A 24273-nucleotide genomic window follows, 5' to 3' on the forward strand; every position below is an offset into this window, starting at 1 on the left:
CTGACTTCATCCCCTCTCCATCCGCTTGCCGAAACAAACGGATGGTCGCAGATCGACTGAATGAGGGGGGTCAATTTTGGACGCCGATCCTCCCAGCTAAGGGGTCAAAATTGCACGCCGGTTCACACTCCAATACGAAAGGAAGTTGGGCCGGGTCCGACACCAGTTCACAATAGTGACTGCACTCCGCGAAAAGGTTTTGCGGGTGGGTTTCCTGAAAATAGCCGCCTCCGATCTCGGCAGTTGGAATCTGCGCTGCAATTGCCAGAACCGGCGTGCGGCTGCGATGCGCATCGAATAGGCCGTTGATAAGATGCAGATTGCCTGGGCCGCAGGATCCCGCACAAACTGCCAGTTGCCCGGTGATCTGAGATTCTCCGGCCGCCGCGAACGCCGCGACCTCCTCGTGGCGAACATGGACCCAGTCAATATCGTCCTGCTGCCTCAAGGCATCGGTCAATCCGTTGAGGCTGTCGCCGACCACGCCGTAGATGCGCTTCACACCTGCCCGTCTTAATGTATCCACCATAAGTGCCGCGACTGACTTCGCCATCGTTCTTACCCCGTTGCTCGTTCTTTACCAGTTACAGGTTTCACCGCCTTGGCTCGGCGTAACCCCCCTCGTCGGCAATCGGGTCCATTAACACCTCGGTCAACGGCAAAACACCGCTTATAGCTACCTGTTTGAAGGGGGTACTCCGGCATGCAATGCTACGAAGACGAAACTTAATAGGCAGAACCATGCCGTTACGGCATTGAGGTTATTTTCCCCTTCCGTTGCGGTGCAGGGCGGCAGGACACTGGTCGCACTCTACCGCGTAACTACCCTGGTCCAAGTTCAACAGGATCGCTCGCGCCGATAAGGATGGCTTTCTCATCGATAAGGCCGCCGGTGTCCGGTTGCAGGGAGTACGAACTTTCGCTTCGGCGGGGCATTGTCGCGGAGAGAAGAACTATTCCGTGTGCCTGGTTAGACGGTCAAGGAAATCGAGAACGAGTGTTGCGATCTCGTCGGTCGCCTCATCAAGGGCAAAATGTCCGGCTTCCAGAAGATGCACTTCCGCACCGGGCACATCTTCGCCATAGGCAGTTGCGCCGTCGACCGTGAATGAAAGGTCGTACTTTCCCCACACGACCAACATCTTCGGCTGCACCTCGCGCAGCCACTTTTGCCAGCGCGGGTAGGACGCGACGTTGGTCCGATAGTCCAGGAAAAGTTTCGCCTGAATGTCGGCCTGACCTGGACGGGTGAGGAAGGCGTACTCGTCCGTCCACGCATCCGGATCGTAACGATCGGGATTTGGACTCGATCCGATGTGCCGCTGGCGAGTCGCTTCGAGCGAGGTGAAGTTGGCCTTGAGATTCTCGAGTTCGTGGGACGGATCCGCCCAATACTTCCGGCGAGCCTCCCAGAGCGGGCTCAGTCCCTGTTCGTGGGAAACCGCGTTCTGGACGATGATGGCCCGGACCCGCTCGGGATGTGCGAGCGCCAAGCGGAAGCCGACTGGGCCGCCGTAGTCCTGCATGAAGAGCACATAATCGGTTATCCCAAGCTTCGAGGTCAGTGCGTTCATCGTGTTCGCGAGATTGTCGAAAGTGTAGGCAAAATTGTCCGGCGAGGGTGCGCTGCTGTTGCCGAAGCCGGGATAGTCGGGTGCGACGAGATGATACCTGTCGGCGAGAAGCGGCAGCAGGGAATCCCACATGCGAGAAGACGACGGAAAGCCGTGAAGCAGGAGCACGGTCGGCGCATCCACCGGCCCCGCTTCGCGGTAGAAAATCTTCAGCCCATCGATCTCGGCCGTATGATACGAGATCGACCGCCGGCTCGATCGCAGGTCTTGCGCCGACGCTTGAATGCTCATGCAGGCGATGGCGGCTGACAGGGCAAAAGCGGGCAGGGATTTCATGTCATCGCTCTTTTTCGACGTAATGAACAAAGATGTTTCCGTCAGGGCGCTATGCCCCGGCCTCCGCGCGCCGGACAAAATCAGTGAGCTCGGCCGTGAAACTGGTGTCGTCCGGCGCGATGTGTCCGCTCAGTCGCGCGGTGATCTCCTGGAGCACCCAGCCGTTGCCGTCCGGATCGCTGAACGAGGCGTATGAGGCATAGCTCTTGCGCTGCGGATTTGCGCCTTCGACCAGGCGGTCACCGTTGGCATGGTGGAAGATGCCATCCACATCATGAAACAGCTCGCCAATCGCGACGCCGCGGCGGAGCAGGTCGGCGCGCGCTGCCTGGATGTCGGATACGATCAAGTGCAGTCCCTGCACCGAGCCCGGGAAGGCCGTGGTGACGTTCCTGCCGAAGATGATCGAGCATCCGGAGCCTGGCGGCGTGAACTGGACCACCCGATAGTCGACCTCATCCGAATAATCGATGTCGAGCCTCCAGCCGAGGTCGCGATAGAAATGCTTGGCCCGATCGACGTCCGACACAGGGATGACGACGACTTCGAGCTTCATGTCGATTGCGCCGGTGGGGGATGCTTCGCCTGCGGCTTCTCTTGGCAATCCGGTGATGTTCATGTTCGGTCTCCTGAAAGCGTGCTGCCGTCACGATGCTGCGTTGAGGGTGGAGGAAGTCTCCCGAAGGGCCCCTTCAAGAATGGAGACGTCTTGCTCGACAGTGCCGCCGCTGATACCGACGCCGGCTACTCTCTGACCGTCGGTCGTAAGTGGCGCGCCGCCTCCCATTGAGCAAAATCGTCCACCCGCCAGTCCCATCAAGGGGAAGAGATCCTTCCCAGGCTGAACGAGCGCGGAGAGCTCGGCCGTGCGAAGTCCCACAAGTGCGGACGTGTAGGCTTTCCGCTCGGCGATCTCCATCGAGAAGGCCGGTGCGCCCGTCATGCGGTGCATGAGTACGCCGTTGCCATGAATGTCGATGACACAAACCGAGACCGGCACGTCGGCTCGCGCAGACTCTGTTTCGATACGATTCGCGATGACTTTCGCAAAGGCGAGCAGATCCATGATGTTGTCCTCTCCGAGTGTTGGAATCGACCACCGACGCCGCCGAAGTCCGCGAAGTGCTTCAATGAGAGACGACGGGAGAAGCACGCCTGACCGCGTGCCTCCAATGATGTTGCGACCGCTATGCAGCAGTCGACGCTTCGTCGATATTCGAGCTACGAAGCCCGCGCGATGACGGCCGGCTTCGTCTGCTGCATCACCGCCGCCATCAGGGTCTTTGCGGCCGGACCGGAGGAGTGCGGATTCTGTCCGGTGATGAGCAATCCGTCGCTGACCACGTGTGACGTCCAATTCGCCGTCTTCGAGAAGACGGCGCCGAGCTTCAACATCTCGTCCTCGACGAGGAAAGGCACCACCTTGGTGAGTCCGACTTCCTCTTCCTCGCCGTTGGTGAAGCCGGTCACTTCCTTGCCCTGAACCAGGAGCTTGCCGTCCGGCGCCCTCACGTGACGCAGCGCGCCGGTGGAGTGGCAGACGATGCCGATCGGCTTGCCGGCCGCAATGAAGGTCTCGATAAGCCTGATTGAGTTTTTGTCTTCGGCAAGGTCCCACATCGGGCCATGACCACCTGGGTAGAAGACAGTGTCGAAGTCCTCCTGCCTGATGCTGTCGAGGCGAACTGTCTTGTCCAACTGCGCTTCCGCGGCGGCGTCTTTCTCGAAGCGCAGTGTCAGGTCGGTGCGGAAGTCGGGTTCGTTGCTTTTGGGGTCGAGCGGTGGGCGTCCGCCCTTCGGCGAGGCGAGCGTGACCTCAACGCCGGCGTCCTTGAACGTATAGTAGGGTGCCGCGAGCTCTTCGAGCCAAAAGCCGGTCTTCCGTCCGGTGTTGCCCAGCTGGTCGTGTGACGTAATCACCATCAGCACTTTCATGAGTGTCTCCTGTTGTACAGCCGTTGATAAGGCGCCACAGACACCATGACGGAGATGTTTCGGCGCGATTGGTTCTCTCGCTCTCCGACACAACGAAGGTGAGCGATGTTTCATCTTCAGCGGCCCGAGCGCGCAGCGCACTTATCCAGTGATTGCGGGTCCCTAATACGTGAAGATGAGGGACGTCTTCCCATCGTTGAATGGTTCGGAACTCAGTGCGCGGCCATCATCAGCCGATCGACGCTCGTATCGCGAAAGCTCTTCCGATACGGACCAACAACGGATGATGCACATGACTGGGAACAACGGCCCAAACATCTTCGGTCGGAGGAGATTCTTCGAGGTTGCTGCCGGAGCACTCGTGGCGACACAAGTCGTGCCCGCCCAAGCTGCGAATGCAAGACAGATCATCGACAAGTCCGCCGAGGTCGAGAAAACCGCGGCGGCTGCGGCCATTCGGTCCCTGAAGCAGATTGATGCCGGCTTGCTTAACGTCGGATACGTCGAAGCGGGTTCTCTCGATGGACCGGCAGTCATTCTGCTGCACGGCTGGCCTTACGACATTCACAGCTTCGACGAGGTCACGCCGCGACTGGCGTCGGCAGGTTTTCGCGTAATCGTGCCGTTTACCAGAGGCTATGGCACGACCGGGTTCCTATCGAATAAAACGATGAGGACTGGGCAACCATCGGCTCTGGCTGTCGACACCATCGCATTGATGGATGCACTTGGCATCAAAGACGCGATCGTCGCAGGATTCGATTGGGGCGCTCGCACCGCGGACATCCTTGGTGCGCTGTGGCCGGATCGCGTCAAGGGCATCGTCTCAGTCAGCGGCTATCTCATCGGAAGCCAGGCTGCGGGTAAGGCACCCCTACCGCCGAAGGCCGAGTTGCAATGGTGGTATCAATTCTACTTCGCGACGGAGCGAGGCCGCGAGGGATACGACAAGTATCGACGCGAGTTCGCCGAGTTGATCTGGAAGCTTGCGTCCCCGAAATGGAAATTCGACGACGCTACTTTTGCGCGAAGCGCAGAGGCTTTCGACAATCCGGATCATGTTGCCATTGTGATCCACAACTATCGATGGCGGCTCGGCCTGGCCGGCGGCGATCCGGCCCTCGATGCGCTGGAAGCGAAACTCGCTGCCGCACCCGAGATCAACGTGCCGGCCATCACGCTCGAAGGCGATGCGAACGGCGCGCCACACCCGGACCCGGCAGCTTATGCGAGCAAGTTCTCCGGCAAATATGCGCATCGCCTCGCGAGGGGTGGCATCGGCCACAACCTGCCCCAGGAGGCTCCGGAAGCTTTTTCGCAAGCCGTGATCGACGTCAGCAAAGCCTAATACGCAAGCCAATTCACGACAGGAGCAACAGCCATGACCAATCTCGATCGATCGACCCAAGCGTCAACCACCCTCGCGACCCGTCAGGACCGCCGCGAATTTCTCGCCACGGCCGCAATCGGTCTCGCGCTCGTAAGCGGGGCAAGTGTTCTGTCCGGAGACCCCGCATCTGCGGCCAAGACCGACGACATCCGTCCCTTCCGGGTCGATTTTCCCCAGGACGCGCTCGTCGACCTGCGCGACCGCTTGAAGGCGACGCGCTGGCCGGATCGCGAACTGGTTAAAGATCAGTCGCAGGGCGTGCAACTGGCGACAGTGCAGAAGCTCGTGCAATATTGGCAGACGGAGTACGACTGGAGAAAGATAGAGACGCGACTCAACGGGTTGCCGCAGTTCGTCACCGAGATCGACGGTGTAGACATTCATTTCATCCATGTGCGCTCGAGGCATGAGAATGCATTGCCGCTGATCGTGACGCACGGCTGGCCAGGCTCGATTATCGAGCAGTTAAAGATTATCGAGCCGCTGACCAATCCGACGGCGCATGGTGCAAGCGCTTCGGACGCGTTCGACATCGTGATCCCTTCTATCCCTGGCTACGGGTTTTCGGGCAAGCCGACCACGACAGGCTGGGATCCGATCCGCATCGCGCGCGCATGGATCGTGCTCATGAAGCGGCTCGGATACACACGCTATGTGGCGCAGGGTGGTGACTGGGGCAATGCCGTAACCGAACAGATGGCGCTGCAGGCGCCTCCCGGTTTGCTCGGCATTCATACCAATATGCCGGCCACAGTCCCGGACGATATTGCCAAAGCGCTCCAGCCCGGCGGTTTGCGGCCTTCCGGTCTGTCGGCGGATGAGCAGCATGCCTTCGACCAGTTGGATGATTTCTACAAGCATGGCCTCGGCTACGCCATCGAGATGGCAAACCGCCCGCAGACCCTGCAGGGAATCGTCGATTCACCATCGGGCCTGGCGGGATGGATTCTCGACCACGACGCGCGCAGCCTGGCGCTCATCGCTCACGTCTTCGACGGCCAGCCGGCAGGGCTGACACGAGACGATATCCTCGACAACATCACGCTCTACTGGCTGACCAACACGGCGATCTCGTCGGCGCGCCTGTACTGGGAGAACAAGCTGAATTTCTTCGAGCCGAAACACGTCACGATCCCGGTTGCAGTCAGCGTGTTCCCGGACGAGATCTACGCCGCACCGCGCAGTTGGACCGAGCGGGCGTATCCAAAGCTGATCTACTTCAACAAGCTCGGGGTGGGCGGCCACTTCGCCGCTTGGGAGCAGCCTGCGCTGTTCAGTGCGGAAATGCGCGCGTCGTTCCGTTCGCTGCGTCAGTCGATCTGAGGTGGATCACCACCCCTTGCGCGGACGCAGGACGCTTTGGGCGGGCGAACTCTGCCCGCCGTCACATCCCCGGTCACTTCCCTTCGGAACACGAGGAATTGCACGATGGCCTTTTCGATCAACATCAATGGAAGTCAGAGAAGCGTCGACGTCGATAGCGACACGCCCCTGTTATGGGTGCTGAGGGACGTCCTGGGCATGACCGGTACCAAGTTCGGTTGCGGTATGGCGTTGTGCGGTGCGTGCACCGTTCATCTCGACGGAACAGCGGTTCGTTCTTGCATCACCACCATCGACAGCATCGGGGATTCGAAGGTCACGACGATTGAAGCGATCGGTGCAACGCCCGCAGGCGCCAGGATCCAGAAAGCGTGGCTCGATCATGAGGTCGCGCAGTGCGGGTACTGCCAATCCGGACAGATCATGTCGGCCTCTGCGCTGCTTGCGGAGACTCCGGAGCCCACCGATGCAGACATCGATGATGCCATGGGTGGAAATATCTGCCGCTGCGGCACCTATGTCCGCATTCGTGAGGCGATAAAGCTCGCCGCTCAGGTGAATGGAGGCTGATCGTGAATATAGATCACAGCCAAAAGCGGGAAAATCTCTCTCGTCGCAGTTTTCTTATCAACAGCGCCGCCGCCGGTGGTGGTTTTCTGTTGAGTCTAAGTTTGCCGCTCGGCGCCAGCCATGCGGCCGCGTCCGAGGCTTTTACGCCGAACGCGTTCGTCAAAATCACCACTGACGGGCAGATCGTGCTGACGATGCCCTACGTTGAAATGGGACAAGGAACCTACACCTCGATCCCGATGCTGATCGCGGAGGAGCTCGAAGTCAGCCTGACCCAGATCCAGCTCGAACATGCGCCTCCGAATGAAAAGCTCTACGCCAATCCAATGCTGGGCGTACAGGCCACTGGCAATTCGAACGCCATCCGCGGCGCCTGGAAGCCGCTGCGTGAAGCTGGTGCAGCCGCGCGCATTGTTCTGACCGAGGCCGCCGCCAGGCGTTGGGGCGTTGAAGCAACAGAGTGCCGTGCCGAAGCGGGCGAGATTATCCACACCTCAAGTGGGCGACGTTTGAAGTATGGCGACCTTGCCGAGGATGCGGCGCGCATACCGGTGCCGGAAAACGTGGCGCTGAAGGAGCCGGCCGCATTCAAGTTGATCGGCACGCCGGCAAAGCGGCTGGACGCGGCGGGCAAGGTCGATGGCTCCACCGTGTACGGGATCGACGCGCGGCCAGCGGGCGTGAAGATCGCGACGCTGGCGCAATCGCCTGTCTTCGGCGGCCGGCTGAAGAGCGTGGACGACAGCGCAGCGAAGGCCGTGAAAGGCGTGCGCCAGATCGTCCAGCTTGAGGATGCTGTGGCGGTCGTGGCCGACCACATGGGAGCGGCCAAAAAGGGGCTGGAGGCGCTCAGCATCAAGTGGGACGACGGAATCCATGCTGCCGTGGACACGCAAGATGTTGCGCGTGAACTGGAGCAGGCCACCCTCAAGAGAGGATCAGTCGCGCAGAATATTGGCGATGCGGAGAAGGCGATCGCGACCGCAGCGACAAGGGTAGAGGCTACCTATCGATTGCCATTCCTCGCGCACGCCGCCATGGAGCCGATGAATTGCACAGCGCATTTCCGGGGCGATGAGTGCGAGATATGGATCGGCACCCAGGCGATCGCGCGCGTGCAGCAGATGGCGGCGAAGGCCGCCGGCCTGCCAGTCGATAAGGTCATCGTACATAATCATCTCAGCGGGGGCGGCTTTGGCCGGCGGTTGGAAGCTGACGGCGCGGTGCGAGCCGTACAGATCGCGATGCAGGTCGATGGACCCGTGAAGGTGGTGTGGATGCGCGAAGAAGATATCCAGCAAGATATGTACAGGCCCTTTTGGGTCGATCGTGTCGCCGGGGGCCTCGACAAGGACGGGAAGCCAATCGCCTGGATCAACCGCTTCGCCGGATCGTCGGTGATCGCACGCTGGTTGCCTGCCGCGTTCAAGAACGGTCTCGACCCGGATACGACGGAAGGCGCGATCGATCTGGTCTATGCGCTGCCGAATCTCCACGTCGAATATCTGCAAGTCGAGCCGCCTGGCATACGGACGGCGTTCTGGCGGAGTGTCGGACCGTCGCATAACGTCTTCGTCACCGAGAGCTTCATCGACGAATTGGCTGTCGCCGCTGGACAGGACGCGGTTGCCTATCGACGGGCACTGCTTGAGCACAATCCGCGCGCGAAGGCTGTGCTGGACCTCGCCGCCGAGAAGGCGGGGTGGGGCGCGCAGTTGCCTCAGCGGCGTGGGCGTGGCGTCGCGTTGCAGAACGTATTCGGAAGCTACCTCGCACAGGTCGCCGAAGTGGAGGTCGCCAACGATGGATCGGTGCGGGTCCATCGCGTCGTCTGCGCAATGGATTGTGGCACGGTTATCAATCCCAATACGGTCGAGGCGCAGATCCAGAGCGGGGTCATGTTCGGCGTGACCGCGGCGCTGTACGGTAAGATCACCCTGAAGAATGGGCGTGTCGAACAGAGCAATTTCGACACATATCAAATGCTGCGGATCAACGAGGCGCCGGCCATCCAGGTTTACGTCGTCAAAAGCTCGGAGCTGCCGGGTGGAATGGGCGAGGCCGGCACGTCGGGGATCGTACCGGCGATAGCCAACGCAGTGTTCGCCGCCACCGGCAAGCGATTGCGGGAAATGCCGATCGATCCCGACGCGCTGAAGGCGTGACCCGGAACGAGCAACAGAACCAATCAGAGGACAGAGACATGATCCGCAAGGCAAAGGCTGTTTGGCATGGAACCGGCCGCGAGGGCGATGGTCATCTATCGAGCGAATCCGGTGTGCTTGCCAATACGCCCTATTCGTTCAAGACTCGCTTCGAGAATGAGAAGGGGACCAACCCGGAAGAGTTGATCGCTGCCGCGCACGCCGGTTGCTTCACGATGGCGCTGGCCTTCGCTCTTCAGCTTGCGGGCTTCACTCCCACCGAGCTTGTCACAGAAGCCACGGTCACCCTCGAGCCGGACGGCAAGGGATTCAAAATCAGCAGTTCGGCTCTGACTTTGCACGCCAAGGTGCCAAACCTGGATCAGGCGGGATTCGCTCGCATCGCCGGCGAAGCCGAGAAGAATTGTCCGGTATCGAAGGTTCTCAACGCCACCATCACGCTGGACGCGAATTTGATCGCGTGACCGCTTCACTAGGAAAGGTCCAAATCCATGTCCCGCACTCATCAACCCGACCAGGCCGAGTTCAGAGCGATCCTGCCCGAAGAGATCGTTTGGAAGCCGTTCCCGGCTTTTCCATCTGGAGCGCGTCTTGCCGTTGTTGTCGGACATCCTACACAAGCCGGCCCTTACGTGGTCAGGGTCAAGGTGCCGGGCGGCACGAAATTGATGCCGCACAAGCATCCGGAAGACCGAATCTACACCGTGATGTCCGGTGTGTTCTACATTGGTCTTGGCGATACCTTCGATGGGGACAAGGTGAACGCTTATCCGCCAGGAAGCGTCATTGTCCTCCCCGGTGACACCTGGCATTTCCATTGGGCGAAATCCGGCGAATACGTCACGCAGGTGACAGCGATCGGTCCGCTCGGCCTCGAATATCACGATCTGCGGGATGACCCGCGTCATCAACAATCGAATGTCGCCGGCGGCCCCGTGAGCCAGCGAACGGCCCACTAGCGCCGCGCAAAAAAAGGTTGTCGAACCATGATCATTTCACGCATCGAGACCATTCCGCTCCGGGTCCCGTTCAAGAAGGGAACGAGTTCTGATGCATCTGCGTGGGGTGACAGCAATCTGCCGGCAGCAGACGCGCTGCTCGTGAAGGTGACAACTGACGAGGGATTGGTGGGATGGGGCGAGGCCTTCGGCTTTCGAGCGGTTGCATCGGCAGCGCTCGCAGTCGACCAACTGATCGCACCGCTTTGCATCGGTAAGGACGCGACGCAAATTGGATCGCTCATGTTGAGTGTTCAGAAGGCGCTTCACGTGTTTGGACGCGGCGGTGCACTGGCGTTCGCAATCTCGGCGGTCGACATCGCGCTGTGGGATATCGCAGGCAAGGCAGCCAACGCGCCATTGCGTACCCTGTTGGGTGGTGGTGTATCCAAGCTGGACTGCTATGCGAGCCTGGTTCGCTATTCGGAACCGTCGCTGGTCCGCGCAGCCGTTCGGCGGGCCATCGAAGCGGGGTTCCGTGCGCTGAAACTTCACGAGATCGAGCTTCCGGCGATTCGCGCTGCTCGCGAGGAGGCGGGACCCGACATCGAACTGATGCTCGACGTCAACTGCCCCTGGACAATGAATGAGGCGCGCTTGATCGCTGAAGAGCTCAGGCCGATCCGGCTGAAGTGGCTGGAGGAGCCGCTTTGGCCACCGGAAAATTTCAACGGTCTCGCCGAACTCCGTGGACACAGCGGAATTCCGGTCGCTGCGGGAGAGAACGTCTATACGCTTATGGATTTCGAACGCCTGTTGGCAGCAAAAGCAGTCAACTTCGTGCAGCCAAGCCCTGCTAAGATGGGAGGCGTCAGCGAACTGCGCAAAGTGTTTGCGCTTGCAGCCGTCCACAACACCACGGTCATGCCTCATGCCTTCTACGACGGCCCGGGCCTGCTCGCCGCGATCCATGCGACAGCTGCGCTTGGCACGGCCGACTCGATGATCGAGTGGCGGTGGTTCGATCTGGAGGCGACGATCTACGGTGGCGCGCTGAGCACCGTGGGCGGCGGCATTGCTGTTCCGCATGGACCGGGATTGGGTCTTGATCCGGATCCTGATTTCATCAAGGTCTACCGCCGGGCATAAAGCATGCCCAAGCCCACGGGATCGTCGATCACAGCCATCACGTCATCATCATCGGCGCGGCGAAGTCGGTCTGGGCGCCGTGTCCGGGATAGCCGATTCGAGATTGCGAATGGCTTGCGTCGCAAACGTGTTCCGACGCGCAGCAATAGGGTCGCCGCGCAGGTGGCACGACCGCGCCGCTCAACAAGCGATCGGCGATCGGGCGGACCGAAGCCATGGTTCAGATGCGCGAGGGGATTTTCCGAAACGGATGACAATACCTGGCTGAGGCACGCACTTTCCGGCTCGATGCCGACGGAAAGGGCCGCCTCGCCTACCGGCTGGAGCATTTAAGGCCGCTGACGAGGAGGTAGCGACGATACCTGCCGCGGGAACGTCCACAGTGCCGACGAGGCGAAGGCAACCCCTGTTGGCGACAATTCCGACGACACAAGATTTGCGATCAAGAAAGGCGACGGCGTCCGCACCGATGGCGCCGCCTGGGAAAAGGCTGGTCATGAAAGCCGTATTGAGCCAGCTGCGCTCCTCGCCGTCCCAACAGAAGTCGCCGCGAGTACGTTTCGCCGCCTACCTCTTGAGAGCAGCCCGCTCGATGCTGGCTGCGAAGAAAGGCGTTTCGCCCTGGTTATGCGCAATCGAGGCCGGCTGGCGCTGGATGCGGAATTGTTCGAACGGGATGCCCTGTCGCGCCAAAAACGACATGAACTCGTCAGTTCCGTATGATCTGACGCGGTTCGTGAACTCGCACTTGCCGTCGTCGATCGGCTTGGCACTCAATTCCCACGTTACGTGAATGGTCGTGCGGCCGGTGGGCGTGAAAACGTCCGAGTCGGAGTCCAGAATCAAATGGTCCTTCTGGCCGAGCGTCTCGACGTAATGCTGCACCATCAGGCTGCCGCCGATCGTCTCGACGTTGATCGACATGCGCTTGCCGTCCGGCGCGGTGGTGAAGCCGGCGGCGATGTGGGCTGGCGAACAGCCCTGGTACTCGCGCTCGGACAAGCTAAAACACCAGGCAGGTATGTCGATCTTGTCGATCGAGGCGTTGATGATGGCGGTGAAGCTTGAATCAACGATCTGATTGTCGCGCACGATGTGAGTTTCCTTTGAGAATTAGGACGCCGCCCGCTGCCTGCGATCGGTGTCGCGTGAAGTCTGCACAGTTCAGGGTTTCGTCGCCGAGACAACGGCGACCGCTTTCACGGTCATGCCGGTTGCACTGCTTCTTTCGATGAAGCTGGCGGCAGAGCCGCGATTAGATCTGCCGTGGTCAGGATCGCATGGGCGAAAGTGGGACCATTTAGATCGTGTGCGGCATGCATCATCTCGTGTGAAAACGCGGCGGTGGCGTCGCGCACCAAGGTTACGTGGTAGCCGAGCTCCATGGCGTAGCGACCAGTCGACTCGATGCACGTGTTGGCGAGCAGTCCGACCACGATGACGTGGCTGATGTCCTTCTGCTTCAACTGCATATCCAGGTCGGTATTGGCGAATCCGCTCTGACCCCAATGTTCATGGACGACGATGTCGCCTTCCTTCGGTGCAAAATCCGGATGCCAGTCGCCCCCCCATTCGCCGCGAGCGAAGCTATGGCGATGCATGATCGACTTCTGCGTTGGATTGGGATGATCCCAGCTTTCATAGTCGCCCGGTTCCCAGCGTCGGTGCGGGACGATCACCACTTGAATTTTAGCGGCGCGGATGGCGCCATCCAGTCGGCGCAGATTGTTAAGGAGCCCGTTCTCGTCGGCGACCGCCTTGACACGCGGAAATACCTTGCCGCCCTCCGACAGGAAGTCGTTGTAAGGGTCCACAAACAACAGCGCGGTTCGTTCGCGCGGATAAACGGTCTCGTCCACTGATCATCTCCTTGGCCTTTTGGCGGCCGGTCTGCCGGCCTTCGACGTTTCCGGGACAGTTGAAAACCGCGATCCGTCAATGCCGCCGTTGTGCGCAGAATGTCCGTCGGTCGCCTTTCGGACCATTCAACGATGGGAAGAGAGGGTTCATATCTAGGTATGCGACAATCAGCAGGGATGGCTCGCACTGTCGGACGCGCCGAGCAGCGTCCGTTGGCCTGGTTGTCCGACCAGCGTTAGGAAGCAATCTTGTCCGCAATCGCCTGCCACGAGGGCTTTGGCCCAGGACGCGGGGGTGGTTGGAGCAATGGTCTGGAATATGCAGGTGGCGTCGGGTGGCGATGCGCCTATCGGCCGATCTTGTGGCGGTCCAGATTGAGTGCGTCGGCCATGCGAACCAGCTCCGCGTATGTCCGTGCAGCCATCTTGTGCATGGCCGCACCGCGATGAATCTTGACTGTGATTTCGCTGATCCCGAGGTCGCCGGCGACCTGCTTGTTCATCTTGCCGGCAGTCACGTGGGACATGACTTCCTGTTCGCGTGGGGTGAGGGTCTCAAACCGCTTTCGGATTTGCGACACGTTGTTGTCGATGGCTCGTCTTTGCCTGTCGCGCTCGATCGCGGCCATGACGGCGTCAAGCATGTCCTGATCGCGGAACGGTTTCGCAAGAAAGTCAACGGCACCGAGTTTCATCGCGCTGACCGACATGGGGATATCGCCGAAGCCGGTCATCATGACCACGGGAATGCCCACTCCGATCTGGGTCAGGCGACCTTGAAATTCGAGCCCATTCATATCCGGGAGTCTGACGTCGAGGACGATACAGCCAGGCCGATTCGTCAGCTTCGCTGAAAGGAAATCGTTCGCCGTATGGTAGGTTTCGGTCTGCAGTCCAACGGAATCAAACAGCCCAGCCAATGCATTGCGCATAGAGACGTCGTCGTCGACGACGTGCACAATCGGCTTTTGGCTGGTCTCGACTCGCATTGATATAGATACGCGCCTTATGGTTGCCCTGACATCTAACACGGATGGCAACCGGGCGCTGATCACACCTACGTATAGGTAGGACAAGAATTGCCTGCCAAAAATTTCAGCAAAAGCGCAGCAAATTCGGACGTTAACCGAGGCCGGCGTCGATGGACAGAGGTGGTCCCAAGTTCCCGTGAACGTCGCCACCGGCGGACATCCCATCGTACGTCAGCCATCTCTGGCTAACGGATCGTATGATGCGGGCGTCGCCAGCAACGAAGGTATGCCGGTGATGCTGGACCGGTGGTACTGCCTTCGGAACGTGCAGTCGCTTGCTGCTATAACACTGTTGTATGATTTCTAGGCGCGGCAGGTCGATGCAGAATTGGACTCCCCGGTTCCAGCCTTCAATTCGGGGCAAGGATGCAGTGTGCCCAAGAACCTCGAAATCGCAGTCATCGACGATGATCCGTCTTTCCGGGTGGCGCTCGTCGAATCGCTAGTTTCGCTGGGCTATGGAACCGGGGGCTACACTTCGGCAGAGGACTACCTTGGTTCCGTTGGAGAAAAGCTGTTTGACTGCATTGTAACGGACATCCACATGCCTGGTATGAGCGGGTTCGATCTGGTTCAACGCCTTGCCGCGCACGGCTCGACCACGCCCGTGGTGTTGATAACGGCACGTTCGGAAGCAAGCCTGGCCGTGAGGGCATCTGCCGTCGGAGCCGTGTGCCTGCTCAGAAAGCCTTTCAAGACGAGCGATCTGATCAATTGCATCGAAGGCGCTGCGGGAAGCTCGACCGTATAGGTGTGCATCTGGCGCGGTGCGCTCCAGTAGCAAGCCTGTCATCCGCGCGAGAGGATCGACCCGACCACCGACACCCCATGCCCATTTCATAGGGCCTTTCAATTTCGCCAAATCCGGCATTTACTCCCATCCGCTGTGCCTGATGGGTGAAACGCTGCTTCGTGCCACGATGTGCAAGTGGTTCGTCGGAGCAATGCTAACTCGGAATGCAACAAAATCCGGGTCAATAAAATAGGGCAATGCCGTGCAAAAATGCCTGTCAATAGTACTCGTAGCACTTTTGATGCTGGCGGGCGGAGAGGCTTGCGCGCAGCAGAAGCCCATCTTTGCGCTCGTTCCCAAGAGCATGAACAATCCGTTCTACGATCAGGCGCGAGACGGCTGCAAGAATGCGGAGGCGGACTCCAAGGGCGCCTTTGAATGCATGTACATCGGACCGGGCGAGCATGGCGGTGGCGAGGAACAGGTACAGATTGTCCAGGACCTCATCGCCCGAAGGGTAGATGGCATTGCCGTGGCGCCTGCCAATGCGGCCGCGATGGCCGTCGCGCTGCAAGCCGCAAAAAATGCCGGCATTCCCATACTGACATGGGATTCCGACGTCCTGCCCGAGGACAAGAGTCTTCGCCTCGCCTATATCGGCACCAACAATTACGAGATCGGTGCTGCCATCGCCAGAATCGTCCAGACGATTAAACCGAACGGCGGAACGATCTGCATTCAGTCGGGCGGTGCGGCTGCAGCCAATCACAACGATCGCATGAAGGGCATCCGCGACACGCTGGCTGGTCGGGTCTCTGCTCAACCACCGGGAGATAGATTGACTGGCCAAGGTGGCTGGAAGGAGATCGATGGCTGCCCGCTCTATACAAACGACGATTTCCCGTTGTCGGTCCAGCAATTTCAGGACGTAATGGCCAGGAATCCTGCTCTCGACGCATTCACGCCGACCGCGGGGTTCGCGGAATCCTTGCCGGACGCCAATCGTGCCGCGGTTGCGCCCTACAAGGGCAGGATCGCGAGGAATGAGCTTGCACTGGTGGTTGCCGACACGCTGCCGATCCAGATCCAGCAAATGAGAGAAGGTCTATCCCTCGGGCAGGTCGGCCAGCGACCGTTCGAGATGGGCTACAAGACCATGTTCGCGCTCAAGGCGATCAAGGACGGCAAAGCGCCGCCCGCCGATCCGACTTATACGAGCCTGGACGTGTGTACGCCGGCCAATGTGGATACCTGCATCGCAAAGTAGCCCGTTGCCGGATGGCGGCTAGACCGCAGGCAGAACTGGCACCGTGAACTGAAAGACAGCGCCTCTGGGCACATTCGCTGCCGCCCATAGCTGTCCTCCATGCGCTTCGATAATTGTGCGGCAGATGGGAAGCCCCATTCCCAGGCCGGTCGGTTTCGTGGTGTAGAAGGCGTCGAAGAGCCGCTCGTAGTTGGTCGAGGCCAGACCCGGTCCCGAATCCGCGATCAGGACGAGCACACTTTGCGAATTCGCGCTACGCGTCGTGATATGGAGTTCACGCAGCTCCTTGTCCGAGTTCGCCATCGCTTCGGCTGCGTTGATGATCAAGTTGAGTATCACCTGCTGCAACTGAACCTTGTCCCCCTGGACAAGCGGCAGTCCCTCCTCGAATTGCGTCAGCAGTGAAACCTCGTTCTTGGTCATCTCGCCCTGGGTCAGGACGATGACCTCTCGTATCGTTTCGTTGATCTCCACGCTGACCATGCGCGGAGGTTCTTTCTTGATGAGCGCGCGAATCCTGCCGATGACGTCAGCGGCTCGCCGGCCGTCGTCGGCGATGCGGCCAAGCGCTTCGCGGGCTTTCTCCAGATTTGGATTTTGGGCACCAAGCCAGCGCAAAGCCGTCTCTGCATTGGTAATAGATGCTGCAACCGGCTGGTTGACCTCGTGAGCGATCGATGCGGACAGTTGCCCTATCGCTGCGACGCGATTGGCGTGCTCCAGCTCGAACTGCGCCTCTCGGCGTCTTCGCTCACTTTCGCGCGCCTCTGACTCGGCCCGCTTACGCTCGGTCAGGTCAACGACAAACGCAACACCCTCGTCTTGTCGTCCGCCGAAGGCGGCTTCACCCAGAAGAACCGGCACCGGACTGCCGTTCTTTCTTCGGAATTCCCTTTCGAACGAGTGTACAATTCCGGTTGTGCGCAATGCCTCTACGGCGCGCTCGTCGTGGTCGTGCCACTCCCGTAAAGTCAAGTCGGCCCAGGATAGGCCGCCCTGACGAAGATCTTCTTTGCGATAGCCGACCATCTGGAGGAAGGCCTCATTTGCCTCAATGATCCTCCCCTCTGAATTCCAGATGAAGATTCCCACGATATTTGCATCGACCAGGCGTCGGATTTTTGCTTCGCGTTCCTCGAGTTCAACGTACAACTGCATGTTCTCAAGAGAGATCGCTGCCTGCGATGCGAGCAACTCGAGGATAGCGACACGGCTCGGCGTAAACACCCGCGGCGACAGGTTGTTTTCCAGATAGAGGACCCCGATGAGCTTGCTCTGTTTGATCAGCGGCAGACAGAGGATCGATCGCGACCGATGGTGACCCATGTAGGGCTCGAAGGAAAACTGGTTCTCGGCGGAAGCGTCGTCGAGAATGACGCTGCTCCGGGTACGCACGACATATTGGATAATCGTGTCCGGCAACGCGACTCCCCGCAGGTGTGCTCCTGACAGTTGCACTATAATCTTATTGCCGGCGGTCGTTGCTTCTGCCTCTATTCTTGGAACCTCCCCTTGCAACAGAACCAGAACGCCGCGCACGGCGCCCGCATGCTCAATTGCTGTGCGCATGAGCGTGTCGATCAGTTTCTCAGGGACGATCTCACTCGATACGGCCTGCGAGAGCTTGATGATCGTGGAGAGATCAAGATGCTCGATGGCAGCCCGCATCGTGCTCGTAGGGCTGGCTGGCGATTCTCCTTTGACCAGTGCCGGAAAAATTTCATCGAGTTGCCGAACCTTGCCGTCGGCTCCCCATCGCAGGTAGCAGTAGCGAGAATTCCGCAGGTAGAGATCGGAAATCTGCTGGAAGCCACGTTCGGCGTAGAATCTCGCAGCCAGTTCATACGCGATCGCCTCGTTGTGAAGAAAGCCGCTCGCTCGGGACGAATGAATGGAATGCTCGTAAAGGCGTTGAGCGTCCAGGTCTTGACCTTTCAGTCGCGCGATCTCGGCGCCGACCAGTGCGGCCCGGTTTTCGAAGGTCTCACGGCAGTTGGCCGCCCATGCTTCGAGCTTCCTATGATGAATCTCCAAAGACTGAAGATTGTGCTGACGCTCCGCCGAGGAAGGCGCAAGCCGCTCCGCAGTTTGCGAAGGGTCGCTCCCGACCGCAACGGCAGTTGCGTATCCCGCAAGAGAAAGCGCGGCGTAGAAATGATACTCTGCCTCTTCGAAAAACCCTGCCACCGTCCAGAGCTTTGGTTGTGCGCGCATCGCAGCATCAAGGGCTGACCTATGCTCTCCAGCGAAAAAGCGGGCCTGTAGTTTTCGGATCCAGTACACCGCCGGATGCGGCGTGTGCTGCTGCTCCATAAAGGCTTCACTGTAGTGTTCGTCATCCAGCCAACCGAACTTGTGAGTCAAGCCACGCATGGTCTTGATTAGGGCGAGTTCGGTTGCCTGGACGCCTATCTGGTGCCCGAACTGCGTCTTCCTGGAGAATTCAAGCCCCTTCTCGGCCTGCCGCTGCGCATCAGCCAACGGATCGCCCGCGGCGATAAGGTTCGCATTCAGGATGTCGAAGCTATATACCGCGACGCTCAGATCGCCGGTCTCTATAGCGGCGTCGAACGCCCGGTGGGTCAGCTTGCGAAAAGATCTTGGATGACTTGCCCACGGCAAGACGTACTGTGCCAACCAGTGGAATGTGCGTGCCTGGAACCGCGCGAGGCCGCGCTTCTCGACCAAATCGTAGGCCAGCTGTCCGAATTTCAAGGCGGCTTCATAATTGCCGAAGCGTGGTCCGCCGACGGTGCCGAAATGCACATAAGCGACGCACGACGCGTCGCTGTGGCCTCGCTCCAGACTCAGATTGATAACGCGACAGACGGCCATGGCGAGAAAATTGGCATCTATGAGCGTGACTGTCGGGAAGCTCTTGGTCAGAACATCGAGTGTCGCGAGAGACTCCGGATCGGTCATCAATGGCAAATCAATGAGATCCTCGATCTGGCGATCCCCCAGCAGAGACCATATTCGGTCGTACTCACGCCGCGCCTCTTCATCGGTCGGATGAGGCGACCATTCGATCCCGAGATGTCGCAGATAATCGAGGCATGCTGTCACGACGCGATCGGTCTGGTCGAGAACTGTATAAAGGTCGATGCGCAGACACTCGACAGCTGCCCTTTCGACGGTGTTCGCAGCCTTGGATGCCAGCGTCGACAAGCGCTTGTCGGCAGCCGCCGTCTGGCCGGTCAGAAACTCGCATTCCGCTCGGTCAATTTCCAGGGAGAACGCAAGTTGATGCAGCCGTTCCCAGCAATCGGCAGGCAGCAAGGCGGCCCCGGCCGCGAGATAGCCGAGCGCCGATGCGTAGGCGGTCGTGGCTTTGGCGCGCCGGCCGGCAAGAAGATTGAATTCGGCCAGCTGTTCGCGCTCCTGCGAGGACGAGATCAGATCGATACCGTGATTGAGATGATCGACGATATCGAAGATCGCGTCGTTGCGTCTTTCCGCAGGTGTGTTGGCTACGAGTAGTCGTCCGATCCGCAAGTGAGTTGCTGCACGCGATTTCTCCGGTATCAGCGAATAGGCGGCTTCCTGGAAGCGGTCGTGGACGAATTTGTATGCTCCATCCACGCGCTCGACCAAATCCAGGCGTATGGCTTCCCAGAAATCGTGGCGTGTATCTTCTTCCGATTTTCCGAGCGCGATTGAAAGCATCGTAGTCCCGGCGAGGTTGCCGAAGTACGCAAGTTGCTGCAGCGCTGTCCGAGTCTTCAAAGGCAGTCGGCCCAGCTTCTCGACCATCAGGTCTACGACATTGTCGGAGTACTTCCGGGCGTGCACGCGGTCGAGGTCCCAGCGCCAGCTCTCCGTGTTGCGATCGAAGGCGAGCAACCCGTCATCGGCAAGCGCAGACAGGAACTGAATCGCGAATAACGGATTGCCATCGGTCTTTTCATGCACCAAGCGAGCCAGCGGATCCGCCCGGACGAAGTCGCAGTCAAGGGCATCCGCAATCAGACGACCAAGGTCATCAGGGGCGAGCGGCGCAAGCTGAATCTCCTCGATCGCAGCACCGGCTCGCCTGAAGCCTTCGAGTGTCCGCATAAGCGGATGAGATGGACCTACCTCATTGTCGCGATACGCGCCGATCAGCAGGAGGTGGCGTATTTCAGGATGCGTGACCAGGTGTTCGAGCAGGTCGAGCGTCGCTGCGTCCAGCCATTGCAGATCGTCCAGAAACAGCGTCAGCGGATGCTCGACAGTGGCGAACACAGCGATGAACCGTTGAAAGATTGCTTGAAATCGCGTCCTGGCATCCTGTGGCGGCAGGTCAGGGACGGGTGGCTGTTCGCCAATGACGAATTCCAGGTCGGGAACCAACTGCACAATAAGCTGAGCATTCGGACCAAGCGCTTCACTCAGAGCGTCGCGCCATCGGCCAAGTTCGATCTCAGTCTTGCCAAGCAGCGGTCGAATGAGGCTCTGAAATGCCTGGGCCAAGGTTGCATAGGGGATGTTGCGCTTGTTCTGGTCGAATTTCCCGGACGCGAACAAGCCTCGCGGCGGGACCAGCGCCTTCTGCAGTTCGTTCACAAACGACGACTTGCCAATTCCGGAATAGCCGCAAACGAGAACAAGTTCAGCAGGGCCTCCCGCGACCACGCGATCGAACGCGGCGAGCAACTGACGAATCTCGGCCTCACGGCCGTACAGCGTCTCAGGAATGCTCAGCCGATCCGGGACATCTCGTGCGCACAAAGCGAAAGGCGTGATCGTGCCTGTCGCCGTCCATTCCGCTTCGCAGCGCCGAAGGTCCTCCAGGAGGCCTGACGCGGTCTGGTATCGCTCGTCCGCGATCTTGGCGAGCAGCTTCATGACGATTGCGGAAAGCGGCGACGGTATCGTATTCACAAGCTCGCTGGGTATCACTGCCTGGCGCGCGATGTGGCAATGAATCCATTCCATCGGCTCGGTCGCCGAGAACGGCAGCGTTCCGGTGAGCATCTGGTAAAGAGAGACGCCGCATGAGTAGAGATCACTGCGTGAATCGATCGAGCGATTCATCCGGCCGGTCTGCTCGGGCGCCATATAGGCAAGCGTGCCGGCAATGACCTCCGGCGGACCAGCCGATTGGCGCTCGCGCGGCAGGCGGGATGCGATCCCGAAACCCATCAGCCGGACAGTGCCGGTGGCGGAGTCGATCAAAAAGTTGGCCGGTTTGATGTCCTTATGTATCAGGCCGGCCGCGTGCACGCTTCCGATTGACTCGACGATCGAAATGGCGATGCGCAAGAATCTTGCGATTTCCATCGGAGCACCAAGACCTAGTCCGAGCGGTTCGCCGCCTGGGTCTTCGAACACAAGCATTGTGCGGTCCTGATCGCGCACCAGTTCCAGCGGACGCATAGTCCGCTCGCCGTCAAGCTGGTCCCTCAGGGAATATTCGTGGGCAAGCCGATCGAGAAGGGCCGTTGCCGGCTGCTCAGAGGCAGGAAGCGCGACCAGCACGCCGTTGTGTCGTCCTTCGGCGTCGTCAGACCATCCTCTGCAGAAAGCAAGTCCACCGTCCTCCCAAACGACGCGCAGTCCGCTGACTCTGCTCGCGCCCGCTTGAAAAGACAGATCCACCTCTAACTCCCGTGTTAGCCCGACGGCGCCGTATCGCTTGGGAGCGCTAGGATTAGCATCGTTGTGCGTCCCCGCGCACGATCTCATTCGGCGTCACTGAGCCACCAGCCGGAAAATGCTGTCGCAAGTCATCCTCGTAGTCTGCTGACAATGATTAGTCGCGCGGTGCGGTCCCGCGCAGACCGCTCCGCGCTGTTATTCTCGCGGACCAAAGGATTCTTCCTGGCACGGCGGGGGCGTATACACCGCCAAGTAGCTCTATTGAGCCTTACCAAATTCGCCATCATACGTTGGTGTTAGAATGCTTTCCGACGGTTGAATGGTGGCGTTTGCAGGGAGTGCGGAAGATGAGGCCGTAAGTGGTCGAGGCTGTGCATGAGCATGCTCGACCGGACGTTGGCGGTGGAGTGGTCAAGGTTGAATTGTATTCGGTCTGACGCTCATCGACAAACACGGTCGGGAAAGGTGGGGCATGGGGCGAGATTCCGCGTGCCGGTTGGAATGAGTGCTTCACCCGCGTATCCAATCCGGAATGGAGAGTTTCTATCGACAGCTGCGGTTGGCCCTCGCGAGTGGCGTCTTTGCCTTGCGATCATCGGTGTCTCGGCTTTGGTGTTCCTTGCGTGCGTGCCTTTCGTTCGTGTGCCGTTGCCGGAGTCCCCCGCATTCGTGGCAGCGTACAACGCGATATCGACATGCAATGACTTCACGACCGCGATCATTCTTTTTGGGCATTTTAATTTTCTGCGCTCGCGAGCGTTGTTGCTGCTGGCGAGCGGATACCTTTTCGCTGCGCTGATCAGCGTCATCCAGCTCCTGACCTTTCCTGGCGCGTTCGGTTCTGCAGGGTTGTTTGGGGCGACTCCGCAGACGGCGTTGTGGTTGTGTATTTTCTGGCATGGAGGCTTTCCGCTCATCGTGATCTTTTATGCGCTGTTTCACACCAACAGCAGGGAAATCTCGATGGCGCCGCGCTTCGCGATTGCGGCGGCCGTCATTGGGGCGGTCGGCGTGGTCCTTGTATGCTGGTTTGTGGCTACCTGGGGCACAGGAAGCGCAGGCTTCTTGCCGCCGCTTCTTGACGCCGATGGATTCACGCCCTGGCAGAGGATTATCAATCTGATCGATATTATCCTGGTCATTGCCGCACTTGTAATGCTGTCCACGCGTTCGCGGCCCACACTCCCAAACCTCTGGCTCATGGTCGTGATGGTTTACTGGTTCTGCGACATAACGCTGAGTTCGTACCTGAACGGAGGTCGCTACGACTTCGGTTTCTACGCCGGCCGGACCTATGGCGCGTTTGCCGCAAGTTTCGTCCTCGCGGTGGTGGTGCTCGAAAACGGGCGTCTTTATCGGCGTCTTGCCGCGGCTGCGAGCCATTTGAAGGAGCACGCAACGGAGTTACTGCAGACGAACGAAACGCTGCAGAGCGAAATCACCAACCGCCTGCAGATCGAAGAGGATCTGCGCCGCGCGCAAGCGGAGTTGGCGCGCGTCAGCAGGATGAATTCCATGGGAGAGCTGACCAGTTCACTCGCCGATGAGGTAAATCATCCGATTGGCGCGATAATGATCAATGCCGAGACCTGCCGGCGATGGCTGTCGGATGAAACTCCCAACGTCGAAAGAGCCCGCGCGATCGCGGACAGGATAGTGGAGGATGGAAGTCGCGCCTCGAGAACAGTCGCCCGCATGAAGCAGCTTTTCGACAAGGGGGGGCCGTTGCGCGATATTGTCGACGTCAATGACGTCATTCGGGAGATGACCGTTCTCCTAGGCGGCGAGGCTGCGAGATATGGGGTGTCGATCCGCACAGAGCAGGTGGAAAAGCCGTCTCCAGTGACGGGAGATCGCGCGCAATTGATGCAGGTGCTGATGCACCTCATGATCAACGCAATTGAAGCGATGAAGGAGAAGGACGACGGACGAGATCTCCTGATAAGATCACAAGAAAGAGAAGATGGGCGGGTCACGGTGTCCGTGAGCGACACCGGCGTTGGCCTGCCGCAGCTTCCGCCGGATCAGATCTTCAAGGCCTTCTTCACCACAAAACCGAGCAGTATTGGCATAGGCCTGTCGATAAGCCGGTCGATCGTCGAAGAACATGGAGGCCATTTGTGGGCGGCTACCAACCTGTCGGGTGGTGCCGACTTCTCCTTCTCGCTCCCGATTGCGCCCCAATATCAATAGCGTCGGCTTGCGGTGATAGGACTCGAACTTCCGGCCGAGTGTAAGTCGACCGTGCTGTTCACGACTTTTGGCCACGCGAGCCCCTCCCACGTCCATTTGCTGCGTACGTCTAGCAATCGAAGGCGCGTCCCATGGAACGGCAATCCGATCCCACCTAACGACAAAACGATCTCGCCAAACGGCAATCGCTTCCCACCGACGGACAGTGCTCAATCGGCCAACTGCAATGT

General features: G+C 59.5%; 18 protein-coding genes and 1 pseudogene. 10 read left to right on the forward strand and 9 right to left on the reverse strand.

Annotation, left to right across the window (positions count from 1 at the left end):
• Window positions 1–127: 127 nt before the first annotated feature.
• The 5 genes and pseudogenes from ACH196_RS06795 to ACH196_RS06815 form a co-directional block, all read right to left on the reverse strand.
• A pseudogene (locus ACH196_RS06795) lies at window positions 128–553 on the reverse strand (thiamine pyrophosphate-binding protein); the annotation flags it as partial.
• A gap of 400 nt (window positions 554–953) precedes the next feature.
• Window positions 954–1910, reverse strand: a complete 957-nt coding sequence (locus ACH196_RS06800; protein WP_396646011.1) for an alpha/beta fold hydrolase — start codon at window positions 1908–1910, stop codon at window positions 954–956.
• Window positions 1911–1959: 49 nt separating this feature from the next.
• Complete coding sequence (locus tag ACH196_RS06805; RefSeq protein WP_396646013.1) at window positions 1960–2529, reverse strand: VOC family protein; 570 nt, start codon at window positions 2527–2529, stop codon at window positions 1960–1962.
• A 27-nt stretch (window positions 2530–2556) separates the two neighbouring features.
• Window positions 2557–2976, reverse strand: coding sequence for a heme-binding protein (locus ACH196_RS06810; RefSeq protein WP_396646014.1), 420 nt, complete (start codon window positions 2974–2976; stop codon window positions 2557–2559).
• 155 nt (window positions 2977–3131) lie between these two features.
• The gene (locus ACH196_RS06815) at window positions 3132–3845 is read right to left on the reverse strand and encodes a type 1 glutamine amidotransferase domain-containing protein (protein ID WP_396646015.1); all 714 of its coding nucleotides are present in this window, start codon (window positions 3843–3845) and stop codon (window positions 3132–3134) included.
• A gap of 292 nt (window positions 3846–4137) precedes the next feature.
• Between ACH196_RS06815 and ACH196_RS06820 the strand changes: the two genes are divergently transcribed.
• The 7 genes from ACH196_RS06820 to ACH196_RS06850 all read left to right on the forward strand — a co-directional run bounded on the left by ACH196_RS06820 (window position 4138) and on the right by ACH196_RS06850 (window position 11380).
• Complete coding sequence (locus tag ACH196_RS06820) at window positions 4138–5193, forward strand: alpha/beta fold hydrolase (protein WP_396646017.1); 1056 nt, start codon at window positions 4138–4140, stop codon at window positions 5191–5193.
• 33 nt (window positions 5194–5226) lie between these two features.
• Entirely contained in the window at window positions 5227–6558 is a 1332-nt protein-coding gene (locus ACH196_RS06825) for an epoxide hydrolase family protein (protein WP_396646019.1), read from the forward strand.
• Between the two features lie 105 nt (window positions 6559–6663).
• A complete protein-coding gene (locus ACH196_RS06830; RefSeq protein ID WP_396646021.1) occupies window positions 6664–7128 on the forward strand; it encodes a (2Fe-2S)-binding protein in 465 nt (154 codons plus the stop codon).
• A gap of 2 nt (window positions 7129–7130) precedes the next feature.
• The gene (locus tag ACH196_RS06835) at window positions 7131–9293 is read left to right on the forward strand and encodes a molybdopterin cofactor-binding domain-containing protein (RefSeq protein ID WP_396646023.1); all 2163 of its coding nucleotides are present in this window, start codon (window positions 7131–7133) and stop codon (window positions 9291–9293) included.
• A 38-nt stretch (window positions 9294–9331) separates the two neighbouring features.
• Complete coding sequence (locus ACH196_RS06840) at window positions 9332–9757, forward strand: OsmC family protein (RefSeq protein WP_396646025.1); 426 nt, start codon at window positions 9332–9334, stop codon at window positions 9755–9757.
• Window positions 9758–9784: 27 nt separating this feature from the next.
• Window positions 9785–10252 (forward strand): cupin domain-containing protein, encoded by a 468-nt coding sequence (locus ACH196_RS06845; protein WP_396646027.1) that lies wholly within the window; start codon window positions 9785–9787, stop codon window positions 10250–10252.
• A gap of 27 nt (window positions 10253–10279) precedes the next feature.
• The gene (locus ACH196_RS06850; protein ID WP_396646029.1) at window positions 10280–11380 is read left to right on the forward strand and encodes a mandelate racemase/muconate lactonizing enzyme family protein; all 1101 of its coding nucleotides are present in this window, start codon (window positions 10280–10282) and stop codon (window positions 11378–11380) included.
• 567 nt (window positions 11381–11947) lie between these two features.
• Here the strand turns inward: ACH196_RS06850 and ACH196_RS06855 are convergent.
• From ACH196_RS06855 to ACH196_RS06865, 3 genes are all read right to left on the reverse strand, one after another.
• Window positions 11948–12472: a hypothetical protein gene (locus ACH196_RS06855; protein WP_396646031.1), complete on the reverse strand. Its 525-nt coding sequence runs from the start codon at window positions 12470–12472 to the stop codon at window positions 11948–11950.
• A 113-nt stretch (window positions 12473–12585) separates the two neighbouring features.
• Complete coding sequence (locus tag ACH196_RS06860; RefSeq protein ID WP_396646033.1) at window positions 12586–13239, reverse strand: isochorismatase family cysteine hydrolase; 654 nt, start codon at window positions 13237–13239, stop codon at window positions 12586–12588.
• 347 nt (window positions 13240–13586) lie between these two features.
• On the reverse strand, window positions 13587–14228 hold the full coding sequence (locus ACH196_RS06865) for a response regulator transcription factor (protein ID WP_396646035.1): 642 nt from the start codon (window positions 14226–14228) through the stop codon (window positions 13587–13589).
• A 415-nt stretch (window positions 14229–14643) separates the two neighbouring features.
• Here ACH196_RS06865 and ACH196_RS06870 point away from each other — a divergent pair, with 415 nt between their 5' ends.
• On the forward strand, window positions 14644–15021 hold the full coding sequence (locus ACH196_RS06870; RefSeq protein ID WP_396646037.1) for a response regulator transcription factor: 378 nt from the start codon (window positions 14644–14646) through the stop codon (window positions 15019–15021).
• A gap of 283 nt (window positions 15022–15304) precedes the next feature.
• Entirely contained in the window at window positions 15305–16270 is a 966-nt protein-coding gene (locus tag ACH196_RS06875; RefSeq protein WP_396646039.1) for a substrate-binding domain-containing protein, read from the forward strand.
• Between the two features lie 18 nt (window positions 16271–16288).
• Here ACH196_RS06875 and ACH196_RS06880 read toward each other — a convergent pair whose 3' ends face one another.
• A complete protein-coding gene (locus tag ACH196_RS06880) occupies window positions 16289–21808 on the reverse strand; it encodes an AAA family ATPase (RefSeq protein ID WP_396646273.1) in 5520 nt (1839 codons plus the stop codon).
• A 711-nt stretch (window positions 21809–22519) separates the two neighbouring features.
• On the opposite strand from ACH196_RS06880, the gene ACH196_RS06885 reads away from it, so the two are divergent.
• The gene (locus ACH196_RS06885; protein WP_396646041.1) at window positions 22520–24043 is read left to right on the forward strand and encodes an MASE4 domain-containing protein; all 1524 of its coding nucleotides are present in this window, start codon (window positions 22520–22522) and stop codon (window positions 24041–24043) included.
• Window positions 24044–24273 lie beyond the last annotated feature (230 nt).

Source organism: Mesorhizobium sp. IMUNJ 23232, from assembly GCF_044326205.1.
GTDB lineage: Bacteria > Pseudomonadota > Alphaproteobacteria > Rhizobiales > Rhizobiaceae > Kumtagia.

Coding starts and splice junctions, on each gene's coding strand:
- ACH196_RS06800 (WP_396646011.1), bottom strand. CDS start 1,910: ATGAAATCCCTGCCCGCTTTTGCCCTGTCAGCCGCCATCGCCTGCATG.
- ACH196_RS06830 (WP_396646021.1), top strand. CDS start 6,664: ATGGCCTTTTCGATCAACATCAATGGAAGTCAGAGAAGCGTCGACGTC.
- ACH196_RS06805 (WP_396646013.1), bottom strand. CDS start 2,529: ATGAACATCACCGGATTGCCAAGAGAAGCCGCAGGCGAAGCATCCCCC.
- ACH196_RS06810 (WP_396646014.1), bottom strand. CDS start 2,976: ATGGATCTGCTCGCCTTTGCGAAAGTCATCGCGAATCGTATCGAAACA.
- ACH196_RS06820 (WP_396646017.1), top strand. CDS start 4,138: ATGACTGGGAACAACGGCCCAAACATCTTCGGTCGGAGGAGATTCTTC.
- ACH196_RS06875 (WP_396646039.1), top strand. CDS start 15,305: ATGCTGGCGGGCGGAGAGGCTTGCGCGCAGCAGAAGCCCATCTTTGCG.
- ACH196_RS06840 (WP_396646025.1), top strand. CDS start 9,332: ATGATCCGCAAGGCAAAGGCTGTTTGGCATGGAACCGGCCGCGAGGGC.
- ACH196_RS06850 (WP_396646029.1), top strand. CDS start 10,280: ATGATCATTTCACGCATCGAGACCATTCCGCTCCGGGTCCCGTTCAAG.
- ACH196_RS06815 (WP_396646015.1), bottom strand. CDS start 3,845: ATGAAAGTGCTGATGGTGATTACGTCACACGACCAGCTGGGCAACACC.
- ACH196_RS06865 (WP_396646035.1), bottom strand. CDS start 14,228: ATGCGAGTCGAGACCAGCCAAAAGCCGATTGTGCACGTCGTCGACGAC.
- ACH196_RS06825 (WP_396646019.1), top strand. CDS start 5,227: ATGACCAATCTCGATCGATCGACCCAAGCGTCAACCACCCTCGCGACC.
- ACH196_RS06845 (WP_396646027.1), top strand. CDS start 9,785: ATGTCCCGCACTCATCAACCCGACCAGGCCGAGTTCAGAGCGATCCTG.